Source organism: Paenibacillus sp. BR2-3 (assembly GCF_046529485.1).
Classification (GTDB): Bacteria; Bacillota; Bacilli; order Paenibacillales; family Paenibacillaceae; genus Paenibacillus_AQ.
The window spans coordinates 3,882,273-3,899,423 of record NZ_CP126311.1 but is presented as its reverse complement, the minus strand read 5'-3'; the positions used below and the strand labels follow the sequence as shown (position 1 = coordinate 3,899,423).

Annotated in this window: 15 protein-coding genes; 10 read left to right on the top strand and 5 right to left on the bottom strand. The window is 46.7% G+C overall.

Annotated features, from left to right (window positions below):
- Positions 1 to 15 precede the first annotated feature (15 nt).
- From PaeBR_RS18805 to PaeBR_RS18795, 3 genes are read left to right on the top strand one after another with little or no spacing between them, the layout of a single operon-like run.
- The gene (locus PaeBR_RS18805; protein ID WP_410512040.1) at positions 16 to 417 is read left to right on the top strand and encodes a hypothetical protein; all 402 of its coding nucleotides are present in this window, start codon (positions 16 to 18) and stop codon (positions 415 to 417) included.
- A 3-nt stretch (positions 418 to 420) separates the two neighbouring features.
- A complete protein-coding gene (locus tag PaeBR_RS18800) occupies positions 421 to 1,098 on the top strand; it encodes an N-acetylmuramoyl-L-alanine amidase (RefSeq protein WP_410512039.1) in 678 nt (225 codons plus the stop codon).
- A gap of 1 nt (position 1,099) precedes the next feature.
- Positions 1,100 to 1,372 carry a holin gene (locus PaeBR_RS18795; RefSeq protein WP_410512038.1) on the top strand — a complete coding sequence of 91 codons (273 nt, stop codon included), beginning with the start codon at positions 1,100 to 1,102 and terminating at the stop codon, positions 1,370 to 1,372.
- A 1,030-nt stretch (positions 1,373 to 2,402) separates the two neighbouring features.
- Here PaeBR_RS18795 and PaeBR_RS18790 read toward each other — a convergent pair.
- Together PaeBR_RS18790 and PaeBR_RS18785 are read right to left on the bottom strand one after the other, a co-directional pair.
- Complete coding sequence (locus tag PaeBR_RS18790; RefSeq protein WP_410512037.1) at positions 2,403 to 2,792, bottom strand: DNA-directed RNA polymerase subunit alpha C-terminal domain-containing protein; 390 nt, start codon at positions 2,790 to 2,792, stop codon at positions 2,403 to 2,405.
- Between the two features lie 180 nt (positions 2,793 to 2,972).
- On the bottom strand, positions 2,973 to 3,131 hold the full coding sequence (locus PaeBR_RS18785; protein ID WP_410512036.1) for a hypothetical protein: 159 nt from the start codon (positions 3,129 to 3,131) through the stop codon (positions 2,973 to 2,975).
- A 314-nt stretch (positions 3,132 to 3,445) separates the two neighbouring features.
- On the opposite strand from PaeBR_RS18785, the gene PaeBR_RS18780 reads away from it, so the two are divergent.
- The 5 genes from PaeBR_RS18780 (at position 3,446) to PaeBR_RS18760 (ending at position 11,692) form a co-directional block, all read left to right on the top strand.
- The gene (locus tag PaeBR_RS18780; protein ID WP_410512035.1) at positions 3,446 to 5,206 is read left to right on the top strand and encodes an ABC transporter ATP-binding protein; all 1,761 of its coding nucleotides are present in this window, start codon (positions 3,446 to 3,448) and stop codon (positions 5,204 to 5,206) included.
- Positions 5,207 to 5,218: 12 nt separating this feature from the next.
- On the top strand, positions 5,219 to 7,069 hold the full coding sequence (locus tag PaeBR_RS18775) for an ABC transporter ATP-binding protein (protein WP_410515240.1): 1,851 nt from the start codon (positions 5,219 to 5,221) through the stop codon (positions 7,067 to 7,069).
- A 276-nt stretch (positions 7,070 to 7,345) separates the two neighbouring features.
- Positions 7,346 to 8,194: a BglG family transcription antiterminator LicT gene (gene licT / locus PaeBR_RS18770; protein WP_410512034.1), complete on the top strand. Its 849-nt coding sequence runs from the start codon at positions 7,346 to 7,348 to the stop codon at positions 8,192 to 8,194.
- A 152-nt stretch (positions 8,195 to 8,346) separates the two neighbouring features.
- Positions 8,347 to 10,206 (top strand): beta-glucoside-specific PTS transporter subunit IIABC, encoded by a 1,860-nt coding sequence (locus PaeBR_RS18765; RefSeq protein WP_410512033.1) that lies wholly within the window; start codon positions 8,347 to 8,349, stop codon positions 10,204 to 10,206.
- 28 nt (positions 10,207 to 10,234) lie between these two features.
- On the top strand, positions 10,235 to 11,692 hold the full coding sequence (locus PaeBR_RS18760) for a glycoside hydrolase family 1 protein (protein WP_410512032.1): 1,458 nt from the start codon (positions 10,235 to 10,237) through the stop codon (positions 11,690 to 11,692).
- A gap of 78 nt (positions 11,693 to 11,770) precedes the next feature.
- Here PaeBR_RS18760 and PaeBR_RS18755 read toward each other — a convergent pair whose 3' ends face one another.
- The 3 genes from PaeBR_RS18755 to PaeBR_RS18745 all read right to left on the bottom strand — a co-directional run bounded on the left by PaeBR_RS18755 (position 11,771) and on the right by PaeBR_RS18745 (position 14,526).
- Entirely contained in the window at positions 11,771 to 12,016 is a 246-nt protein-coding gene (locus PaeBR_RS18755) for a hypothetical protein (RefSeq protein ID WP_410512031.1), read from the bottom strand.
- 676 nt (positions 12,017 to 12,692) lie between these two features.
- Positions 12,693 to 13,736: an HD-GYP domain-containing protein gene (locus PaeBR_RS18750; protein ID WP_410512030.1), complete on the bottom strand. Its 1,044-nt coding sequence runs from the start codon at positions 13,734 to 13,736 to the stop codon at positions 12,693 to 12,695.
- A gap of 76 nt (positions 13,737 to 13,812) precedes the next feature.
- Positions 13,813 to 14,526, bottom strand: coding sequence for a molybdenum cofactor biosynthesis protein (locus PaeBR_RS18745; RefSeq protein WP_410512029.1), 714 nt, complete (start codon positions 14,524 to 14,526; stop codon positions 13,813 to 13,815).
- A gap of 169 nt (positions 14,527 to 14,695) precedes the next feature.
- On the opposite strand from PaeBR_RS18745, the gene PaeBR_RS18740 reads away from it, so the two are divergent.
- A complete protein-coding gene (locus PaeBR_RS18740; RefSeq protein WP_410512028.1) occupies positions 14,696 to 16,135 on the top strand; it encodes a bifunctional metallophosphatase/5'-nucleotidase in 1,440 nt (479 codons plus the stop codon).
- A 35-nt stretch (positions 16,136 to 16,170) separates the two neighbouring features.
- Entirely contained in the window at positions 16,171 to 17,001 is an 831-nt protein-coding gene (locus PaeBR_RS18735; protein WP_410512027.1) for an undecaprenyl-diphosphate phosphatase, read from the top strand.
- Positions 17,002 to 17,151: the final 150 nt, after the last annotated feature.

Below are 17,151 nucleotides of genomic sequence, written 5' to 3'. Positions count from 1 at the left end.
GAGGGGTCCTGGACCATGACAGCAGACGGGGGAGCATATCAACGGGGAGGGAGTGATGATGTAGTGCCTATTCAACGATTGGAGGATGTTGAGCAGCAGCTCATCGGATTAAAAACCGAATTCACTCGGATGGCAGCAGAGAACGTTACTGCTAACACAAAGTTGAGATTGCTGGAGGAGAACGATCACCGACATGATGAAAATATCAAGCAGATCAAGGAATCCACGATCAAAATGGAAATACAATTCAGTGCGATTATGGCGAAGTTCGACAGCCTTGAAACCAAAATATTCTCTTTACTTCAGCAGGCCAATAAGGATAGTGGAACCGAGCGGAAGATGTGGCTGGACTTTGTGAAATATATCATCGGCATCACCATTGGCGTCATTGTAGCTAATCAATTTATAGGGAGGTAAATTATGAATTATCGCATAGACCATATACCGTTTGAAACTCCTAATAAGCGCCGTCCAGGTTTGCTTATGCTGCCAAGGACAATTACTATTCACAACACCGGCAACCCAGCCAGCAGCGCAGCAGGGGAGCGTGCCTGGCTCACGGATCCAAGTAATGATCGACAGGCTTCTTTTCATATTGTTGTGGACGAACGAGAAGCGGTGGAATGCATCCCGCTGGATGAGAACTCTTGGCACGCTGGAGATGGCAGCAAGACAACGTCCGGTAATCGGACTAGTATCGGTATTGAGATCTGCGAGAGTGGCGACTATGCCATGACGCTGGAAAATGCCGCTGAGCTGGTCGCATTGATGCTAAAGGCTAGAGGGTGGAGCGTGGATCAACTGCGCCGGCACTTTGACTGGTCCGGTAAGATCTGCCCGCGGCTGATGTACGATGGAGGCAAGTGGACCGGCTGGACGGCGTTCAAAGCAATGGTGTCCGAAAAATTGAAGGGGGATGAGGACGTGAAAGCAGACAAAGCAGGGTTTGAGGTAAACGGAGAGAAGCAACCGGATGGACTATTGATCAACGGAACCGTGTACGTGCCGCTGCGGGCAGCAGGCGAGGCACTGGGAGCAACTGTCGGATGGGACAACAAGAACAAGGTCGCTTCATTGACCACAAAAGGAGGCAAATAAGATGGAAGTTTTAAATAACGTATTGGCGTTTGCGACATTGATCTCGGTGTTTGTCCTGGCCTTGGTGCAGCTTGTGAAGAATACGGTGAATGTACCCAAGAACCTATTGCCGTGGATTGGGCTATTGATCGGGCTACTGATCGGCTGGGCAGCATACCCGTTCTCAGACTTGGATCTGACGCTGCGGCTATGGGGCGGCGGACTAGCAGGGCTATCAGCCACCGGCTTGTTTGAGCTGGTTCTGAGCAATCGACCTGGTACGACGAAGGAATAAGATTAAAGCCCTGTTGGCCGTAATGGTCTGCAGGGATTTTTATGTTTGTATTCTGAGTCAGGGGCATTGTTAGTTATATTTGTAATTTTAATGTAAAATACTGTATTTAATTACCGAAAGTAATTTCGACATATAGCGACATAAAAATTACCAGTGACAGTATAAAATGATTTTTGAGAGCAAAATGCTCCCGTTTGGAGTAGGGAAGCGCGGACTGACCGCACTGCCTACTCCTTGTCGCTATCTTCGACAATCCAATCGTGTAAATCTTCCATCCTGCAGCCAAAAATGAGAGACGCAGTATATTCGTCTTCTGGCTTCATGACTCTCTCATCGTTGCAAAAATGGGAGATGATACGTTTGGGACGGCCAGATCTTTTTGCATACTCTGCTTGAGTCCAGCCTTTACTGTCGATCAAGTTCTGGAGCAGGCATCTTCCGCGAGTTACGCGCAAGCTGCCAAACCTCCTCAGTTAAGTTGTCATTCGAGCGAATTATAACACACAACCATCATGAGGTGAGAAGATGAGACAAATTGATCTAAGTGATTTGTTCCAAGCGGCAAAGTTAAAATCAGATTTGCTTTATCTACTTTGTCGTCTCGAAAAAGAAAAGTTATCCCTTGAAAGTCAATTTGTCAGAGACTTTAAGACACTTATTTACGAATTCATCGAATTTGAAAGTAGTTTGCAGACCTCGTTTTTACCTAATTCCGATAATTAAAAAAGTAAATCAACGCTTGCGAATTTGATAAATCCTGCAGACCATAACAGCCAGTAGGATTTATTTTTTTTTGATACCATTCATGATACCGAAATACCACTATAATAGAAGAAACCAGCGAAAATCATGTTTTTTCATGCTGCTGAAATCAGCATGGGTATTGATTTCCTTCGATGTTTTCCCCTAAAATACATCGAAATGGAAGGTAGTATTGGTTAACCTTGAAAAAGTAAGGTAAAGCGAAAGACCTGCCGCATTGAGCCGGCAGGTCTTTTGTTTATGTATTATTATGCAAACGTTATGTGATTTATTTAATTAAGCCCATATCATATAGTTGTTTTCTTATTGGTTCTTTTCGTGTGATTCGTTCCACTTCTTCTCGAAGTTTGTGCTCAAGTTTCCCTGTTTCTAAAACGAGATCGGGCTGATCGCAAATTTTTTGCAAAAGTTCAAGGAGTAAGGACTTCCCTCTCTCTCCAAAATTTCTAGCCTTCCCAAGGTCCTCTAAACTTGCATTCAAAACATCGCTAATCGTACGGTATTCATTTTCCTGAAGAGAGTTAAGAATCCGGGAGACGCTTTTTCTGTAAGTATCCACTGTAGCGATCCTTAAGTAATGAATCGGGAAAGGATAGAAGACTATAGCTACAGGAACATAAAATTTTAAAGGTACGTTAGGAAGCATAGCATTCTTCATAATCATTCACCTCTTAGTTAATTTGTAACCAAAAAAGGTGCAGTAGAAAACACTTTCGTGTTAGAAAATATGACAAAAAAGAAAACAAGCAGAGAAAAAAGAGCCGTAAAGGATTATTCCTGCGACGGCTCCGCTATACGTTTTTAACGGATCTCGAATGTCTGTCTGCCAGTAGCTCGATTATATATAAAATTCTATCAAGCAGGACGGCTGCAGCTCCGGAGTGATTTCCTCCATGGATTCCGGTTCAATACTCACCAGCAGCGGCTCGTTGATATCTGCAACCGCACTCTGAACCTTATTTCTTCCTTCGTATGCTTTTAACTCCTCCGTTTTCATTGCATTTACACTCTCCTAATGTTTGATAACTCATGTTATTCTCCTGCCGGAAACAAATTGCTTGGCATTAAAAAATGATTTTAGGCACAAATCAATTTTTGAGATACCCTCAGAATCAAGCCATTTGTTAATCCAACAGCATTTCCGAGGAAATAGGAGTAATTTAAGAGATGGCCCTCCATTTACCATATGCAAACTGCTATTTTATCGGTTATTAAGGGAAAAATGGTCTATTTTCCACTTTGCCGCATTAAAACTTGGATGATAAACTGCATAAAGTCCCTAAAATGTAAGCGTTAAAAAGGAGGAAAGAGATGGATGTCCTCAGGCAACTGCAGGGCTTTTACCGGGAGAAGCTGCATTTTTTGATTCTTTCGATACTGTGCTTGGCTGCAGCAACTGCAGTGGGGTTGATAATCCCCAATCTGTTAAGAAAATTGATTGATGATGTCATCGTACAAAGGAACTTTACAGAGGTTCCGGTTTTGGCCCTTACTGTGCTGGGAGTAATCTTCATTAAAGCCTGCCTGCAGTTTACGCATGGCTTTTTTGGAGGGAGGCTGGGTAATTTTCTGGCCTACCGGCTGCGCAATGCCTGCTATGAGAAGCTGCAGTTCCTATCCTTCCGATATTATGACACGGCAAAAACGGGGGACTTGATGTCCCGGCTGACCGGAGACCTGGAAGCGATCCGCCTTTTTATCGGGTTTGGTTTTGCCCAGCTGCTGAATGTGTTTTTTATGGTGGCCTTTGGTTCAATCATGATGTTCTCCCTCAATTGGCAGCTCACGCTGGTCACTTTGATTACGATGCCGTTTCTGGCGGCGGTGGCTTTCCGGTTCGAATCCAAAATCCACCCGGCTTTTCAGGAGATGCGCATGGCTCTTAGTGCCCTTACAACGGCTGTTCAGGAGAACGTGACAGGTGTGCGGACCGTGAAATCTTTTGCCCGTGAAGACTTTGAGGTAGAGAAATTCTCTCATCGAAATGAACGCTATAAGAACAATCAGATTTTTGCTGCGGAGCTTTGGAGCAGATTTTTTCCGGTGATGGAGCTTTTGGCTTCGGTTAGTGTAGCTATTCTGCTGGGAGTAGGCGGTACGCTTGTTATTCATCACAAAATGTCGCTCGGCGAATTGGTGGCCTTCTTCAGTCTGATCTGGTACATCATAGGACCGGTATGGGGCCTTGGCTTCCATATCAATAACTATACACAGTCCAAGGCTTCGGGACAACGTGTGCTTGAAGTGCTGAACCAGCGGATTGATGTAGAGGATAAAGAAGGCGCGAAAGAGCTGGATTCCTCACTGGTTCAAGGTCATGTAGCATTTGATCATGTTACTTTTGCTTATGGAAATAAATTGCCTGCCGTTACTGACATTCATTTTGAGGCGTCATCCGGTTCGGTCATTGGCTTCCTTGGAGGTACCGGTTCCGGCAAATCGACGATAACCCAGCTTATGATGCGGGCCTATGACGTAAACGAGGGGAGCATCAGGCTGGATGGCATTGATATCAGAGAATATAGTGTTCACAGCCTGCGTTCACAAATCGCAACCGTATTTCAGGAGACCTTTCTATTCTCATCCTCCATTCGCAACAACATATCCTATGGCCTCAAAAATGTGACGATGGAAGAGATCATCCAGGCCGCCCAACTGGCAAAAGCGCATGATTTCATCATGGAGATGCCTGAGGGCTATGATACGGTGGTTGGGGAACGGGGTATGGGCTTATCCGGAGGACAAAAGCAGCGTATAGCTATCGCCAGGGCCCTGTTGAAAAATCCGCGTATTCTCATTCTTGATGATGCGACGAGCGCGGTGGACATGGAGACAGAGCATGAAATTCAGGCTGGCTTTCAGGAAGTCATGCGCGGCCGTACCACTCTTATCATCGCACACCGGATTTCTTCGCTCCGCCATGCGGATCAGATCATTGTGCTGGATGAAGGCCGTGTGATTCAACAAGGAACACATCAAGAGCTCACCCGGGTGCCGGGCCCTTATCAGGATGTCTACCGGATTCAGTACGCTGATTTTCTGGTGAGAGATACCGGAAGAGAAGGGGAGTGAGGCAGCGTGAAAATTGAAGCTAATCAGGGCGGATCACCGGGCGCCAAGAAAATTCATATCAAGGAGTCTATTGAAGAACGGTTCGTTTATAAAGATGACGACCAAATCGACAAGGCTTTTGATTGGAAGCAGTTTACGAGATTATTCGGTTATATGAGACCTTATGCAAAGCAGATGCTGCCGCTGGTGTCGATCATGATGATCCTTGGAACGATTACAAAGCTCACGGTTCCATTTCTGACGAGCCTTGCCATTGACCGTGCAATAGCTCCCAAGGATGGAAATACAAGCTTGCCGCTTTTATATATTCTTACAGCCTGCGTGATTGTACTGTATCTCATTCAGTGGATTGCGGGTGTGTACCGGATCAAATATACCAACGTAATTGGTCAAAGGGTTATTTATGATTTGCGGTCGGATCTGTTCAAGCATATCCAGAAGCTCTCGTTCAATTTTTTCGATAAAAGACCGGCAGGGTCTGTACTGGTACGCGTCACGAATGATATTAACTCGCTTCAGGACTTGTTCACCAACGGGGTCGTTAACCTGATGATCGACTGTGTGCAGCTGGCAGGTATCATGATTATTCTGCTGCTGATTAACTGGAAGCTGGGGCTTGCGGTTATGGTGACCGTGCCTATTATGTTCGTTATTTCCACCAAGCTGCGGCAGAGAATCCGGATAGCCTGGCAAGATGTCCGAATCAAGAATTCCCGGATAAACTCCCACTTGAATGAATCCATACAGGGAATTCGGGTGACGCAAGCCTATACGCAAGAGCAGGAAAATATGAATTATTTCGATGCCATGAATACGGACAGCAGGAAATCGTGGAACAAAGCGTCGGCGATGAATCAGGGTTTTGGGCCGATTATTGAAGTGACGGGTGGCCTCGGGACCATGATCCTGTTCTGGCTTGGGGCGTATCTGATTCAATCGGGGGAGCTTACGATCGGTGCACTCGTAGCTTTCAGTACCTATGTGAGCAATTTCTGGGACCCGATTAACCGTCTCGGACAAATGTATAATCAGCTGCTTGTAGCCATGGCCTCGTCCGAACGGATTTTCGAGTATTTGGATGAGGAGCCCATGGTCCAGGATAAGCCGGAAGCAAAGACGCTGCCGACCATACGCGGAGATATTAACTTTAATCAGGTTGTCTTTGAGTATGAGAAGGGCAGGGCTGCACTGAAAGGCATAGATTTGAATGTAAAGGCGGGGCAATCCATCGCGCTTGTGGGACATACCGGCTCCGGCAAGAGCACGATCATTAATCTGATCGGCCGGTTTTATGACATCACAGGCGGCCAAATTACGATCGACGGGAGGGATATCCGGGATGTCACCCTGCAGAGTCTGCGCGAACAGATCGGAATCGTGCTTCAGGACACCTTTATCTTCTCGGGAACGATCCGGGATAATATCCGTTTTGGACGGCTTGACGCCAGCGACAAGGAAGTGGAAGAGGCAGCGAAGGCGGTAGACGCGCACGAATTTATTATGAAGCTGCCCCGCGGCTATGAGACAGAGGTAGAGGAACGCGGAAGTGCCCTGTCCATGGGTCAACGCCAGCTTCTGTCTTTTGCGAGGGCGCTTCTGGCGAATCCGCGGATACTGATCCTGGATGAAGCAACGGCAAGCATCGATACGGAGACAGAGCTTAAGATTCAGGAGGCTCTCAAAATCCTGCTGCAGGGCCGCACTTCATTTATTGTTGCCCACCGTCTGTCAACGATAAGACATGCGGATAAAATCGTCGTCCTGGATCACGGGGAAATCAAGGAAGAAGGAACACATGGTGAATTAACGGCTCGTGATGGTATTTATAACGGTCTTATTGAAGCTCAATTCCGGTTTTTGTAGGCGGCTTCAATTCTTGGCTCAGTCTTAGGTTCATGAACGGGCAGGCACTCTTATCAACCCCTGTCCGTTCCAGACTGAGTTAAAATACTAATTTTTATCAATCTCGAAAAAAGTCTTGTAATCGCTTTTATTTATGCTACAATAAAATCAAATAAAGGATTGTGACCGGTAAGGCGGGCAATGCCTAAGTTAATTCGAGTATCATTTTCCGTAAATGATACTGTAATTAACTTGGGCTTTTTTTGTGCAAAATATTAGGATGGAGGTGAAAAATAGATGATTATCGAGAAAATTCTGAATAATAATGTACTGTTAACGAAGAATCATAAGGGTAAAGAAATTATTGTAATGGGCCGGGGCATATCCTTCAAGAAATCACCTGGCGATTACGTTGACGACTACAAAATAGATAAAATCTTTTTACTGAATGAGAATGAATTTACGAGCAGGCTGACCGAGCTTTTAAACGATATCCCCGTATCCCACTTTGAACTGACTAATGACATTGTCACCTATGCGAACAGTGTGCTCCAGACGGAGCTTAGCGATAAAATTTATCTGACCCTTACGGATCATATACATTTCGCGATAGACCGGTACGAGAAAGGTCTTGAACTTAAAAATGCGCTGTTGTTTGAAATTAAGCGCTTTTACAAAAAGGAATTCACCATTGGCCTTGAAGCATTAAGGATGATTGAACAGGCGACAGGCTTGACATTGGAAGAAGACGAAGCTGGCTTTATCGCCATGCACCTGGTAAATGCCCGAATGGACGGGAATGAGATGAAGTCCACGCTGAAGATGACAAAGATCGTACAGGATGTTCTGAACATCGTCACCTACCATTTTGGAATTGTTCTGGACGAGTCGTCCCTGAACTATTCGCGCTTTTTAACCCACCTGCAGTATTTCTCAATGAGAGTGCTGCGGAACGAGACGAATAACAGCGGGGAAGACTTTTTGTACAATCAGATTATGAAGACGTATATCCAAGCTTTTGCTTGTGTACAAAAGATCAATGATTATTTGGAGAAAACACACGGCCAGAGTCTGAGCAAGGATGAGCAGGTCTATCTGACCATTCATATTCACCGTGTAACCGAACGCAACAGCATAGAAAATTAAAGAAGTTCATCCGTTCTAGGGTTGTTACTGGTAAAGCAGGCAAAACCTAAACTGATGGTTAAATTGACGTTGATTTCAACGTTTGATTTTCCCATGAGTTTAGGTTTTTCTTATTTCCACAGCCCTAATCAACCTATAAAGGAGTTTTGACAATGAGTAATAAAGAGCTATCTCGGCAAATTATATCCCTGGTCGGCGGAGAATCGAATGTAAATTCCGTATTTCACTGTGCTACAAGATTGAGATTCAAGCTGAAGGACCGCAGCAAAGCGGACAAAGCCCTACTAGAAAAAACAGCGGGAGTCATAACAGTCGTAGAAAGCGGCGGCCAGTTCCAGGTAGTTATCGGCAATACGGTGGGTCAGGTGTATGAGCAAATTGTGGCCGAGACCAAGCTGCAGGATGCAGACAGCAACGCGAAAGACGAATCTTCCGGGGATGCAAATTTTATAGGCAAAGCTGTTGATATTATCTCAAGCATTTTCTCCCCGATGCTGGGCGCACTCGCCGGTGCGGGGCTGCTTAAAGGGCTGCTGGCGCTGTTTATTTCACTAAAATGGATGGATGCGGCAAGCGGCACTTATATGATCCTTAATGCGGCTGCGGACAGCGTGTTCTACTTCCTGCCTATATTCCTTTCCATTACTTCTGCCCGGAAATTTGGGGCAAATCCTTTTGTCTCGGTAGCGATTGCCGGTGCTCTGGTATATCCTTCTGTGGTTGCCGCTGTAGGCAGTCCCGATCCGTTAACTTTCGTCGGCATTCCGATTGTCCTGATTAATTATTCCTCCAGTGTAATTCCGATTATCCTGGCAGTCTGGGTGCAATCCTACGTAGAGAAGGGCTTCAAGAAGGTCATCCACGAATCCGTAAGAAACATCCTTGTTCCTTTTTTAGCCCTTGTGATTGTTGTTCCGTTGACCTTCCTGGCATTTGGGCCGGTAGGCAACATGGTCAGTCAGGGGCTTGCGTCAGGCTACACGTCTATCTATAATTTAAGTCCATTGCTGGCAGGTGTGATCGCAGGAGCTTTCTGGCAAGTGTTTGTCATTTTCGGCGTACACTGGGGCTTCGTTCCCATCATGCTCAGCAATCTCACGACCCTCGGTTCTGATACGATGATTCCCATGCTTGCCGCGGCGGTACTTTCACAAGCTGGTGCTTCGTTTGGCGTATTCCTGAAATCTAGAAATCCTCAGCTTAAAGCATTGGCAGGCTCCACCACTTTGCCGGGGTTGTTCGGAATAACGGAACCGATTATTTACGGCGTTACACTGAAATTGAAAAAACCTTTTATATACGCATGTATTGCCGGCGCTATCGGCGGCGGGATTATCGGTATGGGTGGAGCCAAAGCCTTCGCTTTCGCTCTGCCTGGGCTGCTGGCGCTCCCGACTTACATCGGGCCTGAATTTATGTTTGTAGTTATCGGTATTACCGTAGCCTTTGTTCTTGCAGCGGGACTTGTCTATGTGCTGGGTTTTCAAGACCAGGCAACCGAGACTGCAGGGAGCGAGAAAGCTGTGTCCCCCACAAAGGAAGGGGAAACTCTAATTGAGAAAGAAATCATCGAAAGTCCATTAAAGGGTAAAGTCATACCCCTGGAGTCGGTAACGGATGAGGCCTTTTCAACGGGAGCTATGGGAAAAGGAATAGCCATTGAACCCTCCTCCGGAAATTTAACCTCTCCTGTTAACGGAGTGATCACTACCGTGTTTCCGACGGGACATGCTATCGGGATTACCTCTGATGACGGAACTGAATTGTTGATCCACGTTGGTGTGAACACGGTCCGGTTGAAGGGGCAATTTTTCAAAAAGCATGTGGTCGAGGGGCAGCAAGTGGTAAAAGGCGAACTGCTGCTGGAGTTCGATGTTGAGGCGATTAAAGCGGCGGGCTACTTGATGACGACACCGGTAATAGTAACGAACTCGGCTAATTATTTGGATGTACTAAAAACAACCGAAGCGGAAGTGCAGAATCAGGACTACCTGCTTACTGTAGTGGTTTAAATAAACAATAGAAAGAGGTTGAATGATAATGGCACAGGTTAGAAAAGGATTTCCTGAAGATTTTCTATGGGGCGGCGCAACTGCGGCCAATCAGCTGGAGGGAGCCTATAACGAGGACGGCAAGGGGATGTCAGCCGCCGATGTGATAGCGTGGATTCCCAAGGAACAACGTACCGGTGACCATGTTATGGAAGTTTCATCCGAGCGTCTGGAGGACATTTTGTCCGGTAAGTTCGAGGCGAGATTTCCGAAACGTGATGGAGTAGATTTTTACCACCGTTATAAAGAAGATATCGCGTTGTTTGCCGAAATGGGCTTCAAAGTATTCCGCCTGTCCATCCACTGGTCCCGGATCTTCCCGAACGGAGACGATGCACAGCCGAATGAAGCAGGTCTGCAGTTCTATGATGATGTGTTTGACGAACTGCATAAGTATGGAATCGAGCCGCTCGTGACTTTATCGCATTATGAAACTCCACTGGGTCTGACCCAGAAATATAATGGCTGGGCAAGCCGTGAAGTTGTCGGGTTCTTTGCCAACTATGCCGAAACAGTATTCAAACGCTATAAGGACAAAGTGAAATATTGGATCTCTTTTAATGAGATTAACGTCATGACGATCAGTCCGTTTACGGGCGGCGGAGTTGTTATTGACCAGGCCGAGAATCAGCTTCAGACCACCTACCAGGCTCTGCATCATCAATTTGTGGCCAGCTCATTGGCTACCCAACTTCTGCATGAGATTATTCCGGGTGCCCAAATGGGCTGTATGCTCGCCCGCATGGAAACCTACGCAAACACCTGCAATCCGGAGGATGTGCTGAAAGCACAGAAGGAAAACCAGATGAACCTGTTCTTTACGGATGTCCATGCCCGGGGTGAATATCCGAAATACATGGAGCGTTTCTTTAACGAGAACAATGTGGTCATTCAGAAAGAACCGGGTGATGATGAGCTTTTAAAAGAATACACCGTCGACTATATATCGTTCAGTTATTATATGAGCCTGACTGTAACTGCCAGTCCTGAAGGTGAGCGTGCCAAAGGAAATCTGTTCGGAGGTGTCAAAAATCCATATTTGAAGGCATCGGATTGGGGCTGGCAGATTGACCCGATCGGCCTGCGGATCACACTGAACAATTTCTACGACCGCTATCAAAAGCCTTTGTTTATTGTAGAAAACGGCCTCGGCGCCTACGATAAAGTGGAAGAAGACGGCTCCATCCACGATACCTACCGTATGGATTACTTGAGACAGCATATTGAGCAAATGAAAGAAGCGATTATCGACGGCGTGGATCTTATCGGCTACACCAGCTGGGGACCGATTGATTTGGTCAGTATGTCGACTTCGGAAATGTCCAAGCGTTACGGCTTTATCTATGTGGATCTGGATGATGTAGGAAACGGGACCTTAAAGCGCTCCAAGAAGGATTCCTTCAACTGGTATAAAAAGGTCATCGCCAGCAACGGCGAGGAGCTGTAGCAGCAGCGCATACACTTACCCGAAAGATAGACCCTGTTTAAGGTGTCTGCCTTTCGGTTTTTTTATACGATGAAGTCTTTATTTGCGTTTGGCGTGCTTGCCTGTTAGTCGAAGCTCATACATCAAGTTGCTAATATCTTGCTGCCAAGCGGCATCATCTATTGTTAAGGCGAGCATTGCTTCATTATTCAGGCAGGCCATTTCCCAGCAGTATCTGGCGTTTACTTGCAGGCATTGCTGCAGCTCAGCGGCTTCGGATAAGGTAAGCTGACGCCGGCAGCTTAGAGTGTACAGCTCGGCGAGGCGTTCGTGGACGGGAAGCATGATGTGTGCTGCTCCTTTTACATAAATTCAAGAACCTTTAAACGATCCTTACTTCTGAGTGTAGCCGAACTCTGCGAAATCAAAACCAGGAATAGTAATAAAAATAAGGGTCTTTCTGGCTCGATCATTCGGCGGACCGCCAGGGGGGGAATATTCTCCCGCACAGCTTTGGCGAGAGGAAGATGCACCTGAGTGTAGGCGTAGATGATGACTTTAGTGAGTGTTTTGGGATGGTAGCTGCGCCGCCAGGTTAGGCTGCGGCAAAGATGGAGTCGTCTAGCTGGTTGACCTCTGTGTTGACGACACGAACGAGGTGACGAGCTGGAATATCTTCTTCCAGATCCATTGGCAAGTGGTCCATGGTATATGGAAGGTACAAAAAAATCGCTCCTTTTTGCTATTTCTAGAGAAGATTGAAGAAACAAATTCAGCTAAAAGCAGCGCAGAGGACGGAACGATTGCGGAAAAGCGGCAGCGGTCGCCTTGCTCTCCGGATTTTTACCGCTCAGGAAAATAAATAAAATCTGGAGAGCACAGCGATTGGAGCAACGGTCCGTTCGCGGAGCGTCCATCTAAACACCCACTTCAATCTTTCTCCAAAAGTAAAAGGATGTCCCACAGCCATTTTCATGGCTTTTGGGACACCCCGGCCCTGAGGGGGATAAAATGCAGCTTGTTACTCCATATAAATCTCAACAATCGCAACATTGCGCTCACGGGATAGATCGCAAAAACGGGTTTCGATCTGAACCAGAGGCCGGAACACATCGGTAGGATTATTCATAATAATGATTCCCATATCACCGGTGTTCAGCAATACGCTTTTACCAATAAAATTGGGCATTAGATGTTGAATAAAGGCATGTACGGATTTAGCGTTCAGCTTTCCGAAGCTAAGGTTGTGTAATTCGCGCAGGACGCTAATCAGCTCTTGCTTAGGTTGGTATACCCGATCGGTGGTCATAGCGCTGTATACGTCTGCTATTGCTGCAATCTGTGCGTAAGGATGAATTTCAGACTTCTTCAGATTACCGGGATAACCGGAACCGTCCTCCCGTTCATGATGCTGCAGGGCTGCCAAAGCAGTGTTCCGGTCACCCATAGAATTGCGGATGATCTCATAGCCGTAAGTAGTGTGTCGCTTAACTTCCTCATACTCGGCGGAGGTGAGCTTCCCAGGCTTGTTCAACAATTCGGGTGAAATTCGGCAATTCCCAATATCAATCAAATATCCGGCACGGCTGATTTCATAGCTCTCTTCCTTGGTATAGCCTAGCCAAGAAGATATATAATAAGAAAGCATGCCTACTTGAAGTGAGTGATTATAAGTGTAGTTATCTTCACGATCAAGCATAAGCAGGAGAGAAACTACGTCTTTATGTTTATCAAGAGAGCCCAGAAGAGGTTGGAGAACATCATCCACCATGGTTTGATTAAAGCTGCCTTTGGCCAATGCTTCCATATAAAACGATTCGAAGCCCGCAATCATATGATCAAAGTTTTTGGTTATGGCCTGGATATTGATCTGTTTTTTGCCGGATATTAAGAGAGGTTCCTTAGGAGCTTCAATATCAACGTAGTCGACACCATGCTGCATGAGCTTGGCGATTTCATCGATCCGGAGATGTGTCCCTTTCGACAATACGTGAAGTCCCCTGGAGCTAAAAGTATCATCTTTAAGATAATTACCAGGTTTTAGATCCGTGATGTGCACTCTCAAGTCCCATGCCACCTTCTGAATCATTTTTTTCAGCATAGCATAAAAGGTGATATTTTCACTGATAAAGATGTCACTTTTATACGTTAAATGACCCTGCAGGGTTGCTCTCTGATCCTTTCCAGATCTGACCGTCCTCGTTGATATCCTTTTTCCAAATGGGAACCATTTGCTTCAGCTTCTCGATGGCAAATCTGCTAGCTTCATAGCATGTATCCCGGTGGGGAGAAGAAACGGCGATGATGACACTTGCTTCTTTGAGGCCGACTACACCTATGCGGTGAGTGATTGCGCAGCCGGCGTTCCAGCGGTCCTTAACCTCATTGCCAATTTCCTGCAGCTTGGAAAGTGCCATCGGAATGTAGGCTTCGTAATGCAGTTCTGTTGTGCGCTGGTCCCCGGTCATTTCACGGGTCGTACCGACAAACAGCAGGGAAGCCCCATGATCCGCATCCAGCACTTTGCCCAGGATTTCTTCTGCGATAAGCACCCGATCCGTAATTTCGTAAAGTCCGTCAGGTGTACTTTCATATATGGAGAAAGCTTCCCCTCCGGAAACAGGAGGAATAAGCGCAACTTCGGCAGTTTCAGGAATAACGGAATCCTCGGGCGCGTATTCCCGATCAATGGCAACCAGCGAAACCGCGATTTGGGAAGCTGCATCCGGATAGGAGGCGGAGAGGAGTTCCTTCAATCTTCCCGCGGTAAGGGGCGTCTCGGGAGCATGGAACAAGAGAGAAGAAGTGCCTATAACCTCTGCCAAACCGGCAAATAGACGGATCGTAATTTGCATATTTATTCACCTCGGAAATGATATATTTTGGGGTCCCCGTACTTCGTGGGGCTATTTGATAATGACTCCAATATACCATAATGAGCCTGAAAATGTTATGCTAAGCTCTGGAAGAGAAAGTACTTGCCGCCGCTATATAGTGTGGCTTAACAGGTGGGGGGATGTACAGATGAGGTCCGCGCCGCAAAGATTGACGATCCTGCATACTAACGATATACATAGCCATTTTGAAATGATTAGCCCCGTGGCTGCGGTTATAGCGAAGCAGAGGGCTGCTGCCGGCGAAGACCCGGTGCTGGTGCTCGATATCGGTGATCATATGGACAGGGCGGCTGTTGAGACAGAAGGCAGTATGGGCCAAGCCAATATTGATGTAATCAACCTGACCGGTTATGATGCCGTTACTATCGGCAATAACGAAGGCCTGACCTTCTCACCGGAAATGCTTGATGCTATATTCACGGGCCTGCAATGTCCGGTCGTTTGCTGTAATTTTGTGGACAGCTCCACAGGAGCGCCCCCGCAATGGATGAAAAGTCATGCCATTGTGGAAAAGGACGGTTTAACCATAGGCATTACAGGAGCGACAGTAGCATTCACTTCCTTCTATTCACTGCTGGGCTGGGAAGTGTCAAATCCTGAGGATGCACTTCGCGAACAGTGCCGCCTGCTGGCTCCGAAGGTGGATCTGCTGATTGTGCTGTCCCATTTGGGACTTCCCGCCGATAAGCTTCTCGCTGAGAAGTTAGAGGGCGTCCATGCCATTCTTGGCGGTCACACACACCATATGCTGGAGCAGCCTCTGATGATCAATGGTACAGCTGTATGCGGTGCCGGGAAATTCGGCCGTTATGTCGGAAGGCTTACATTCGAACGCAAGGAAGAGGAGCAGGAGTTTAGGCTGGTAACAGGCGAATGTATTCCTGTAGATCCTTTACTCACTGAGGACAGATTATCACCTGTGGTCGGGCTGCATTTGGAGCGTGGCCGGGAAGCGCTGCGCGAGACAGTTGCCATTACGGACCGGGAGCTGCCCCTGAACCTGGATGGGGAATCTCCTTTTGGCAACCTTCTTGCACAAGCGGTTCGGCAATTTACTGGAAGCCAGCTTTCACTAGTGAATACAGGGCAGCTCTTGGGACATCTCCCAAAGGGTGAGATTACAACAGGGCTGCTGCATTCTCTCTGCCCTTCGCCTATTAATCCCTGCATAATGATGCTGTCGGGGAGAGATATCCGCATGGCCTTGGAGCAGAGCCTTACACAGGATTTCCGCAGTAAAGTTATTTACGGGTATGGTTTCCGGGGGGGAAGGCTGGGCAGCCTGGCCGTAGACGGATTAAAAATCTTGTATAATCCGCAGAGCATGCCTTATGATAACGGTATTGCGATTTTTGTCGAGGGTGAACCGCTGGAGGATCAGCGCAATTATAGTGTTGGAACGCTGGATATGTTCACCTTTCGAATGGGCTATGAGAGTATCGCAAATGGTACGGATACCGTATTCCTGCTGCCCCATTTCCTGAGGGATTTGCTGCGGATGGAGCTGCAGCGCCCGGGAAGTCTTGACGAATCCGGCGTATTCCGCTGGGAAAATAAACTTAAATAATCTAAATTTTAATAAATTACAACAAGGAGGATCTTATGGATACTATTACTGCTATTATTTTGGCTATTGTCGAAGGTATTACCGAGTTTATCCCCGTATCCTCCACAGGACACATGATTCTCACAGCAAATCTGTTAGGCTTCGCTGAACAAGAACCGATCATGAAAACCTTTGAAATCGTCATTCAACTGGGAGCTATTCTTGCTATTGCGCTTGTCTATCGGCGGCGTGTGCTGGATTTATTCGGAATTGGGCGGATGCGATCTGAAAGAGGCGGGGTAATGCCCCGTTCCCGTCTGAATCTGATCCACGTCTTTCTGGGTATTGCCCCGGCGCTTGGGGTGGCATTCTTCGCCCGTGATTTTATTAAAAGCCTCTTCGGCGCTACTACTGTGCTTTGGGCACTTGTCGCCGGCGGTATCCTGATGTTGATTGCGGAGTGGGTTAATAAGCGGTGCAAAGCCCGCATTACTGCACATGAACTTGATGACTTGTCCTATGGACAGGCACTTGCGATAGGATTGTATCAGATTATTTCCGTATTATGGCCCGGCTTCTCACGTTCCGGCTCTACGATTTCAGGCGGTATGCTGAGCGGAGTCAGCTATAAGGCTTCTGCGGATTTTTCATTTTTGATTGCCATTCCGATCATGTGCGCGGCTTCAGGGTATGAGCTGCTTGATTCCTACAGCTACTTTACGAGCGAGACCATCGGCTATTTTGTCATTGGTTTCCTGATCTCTTTTGCGGTAGCCTATCTTGTAGTTATTTTGTTTATGAAATGGATTCAAAAAATAAGATTGACTCATTTCGCCATCTATCGTTTTATATTAGCGGCTGTCTTCTGGCTGTTTATTATGCGTTAATACCATCCTGACAAAAGCAGTACGGATTATGCATTTTTCCGACACGATTGCGTGTTCTCTTAAGGTAACGGTATAAACACATTATCGAGCAAACGAATTTCAAGACAGAAAAAGAAACTTACCGTTTAAGGCAGGAGTGAGTTAAAGTGC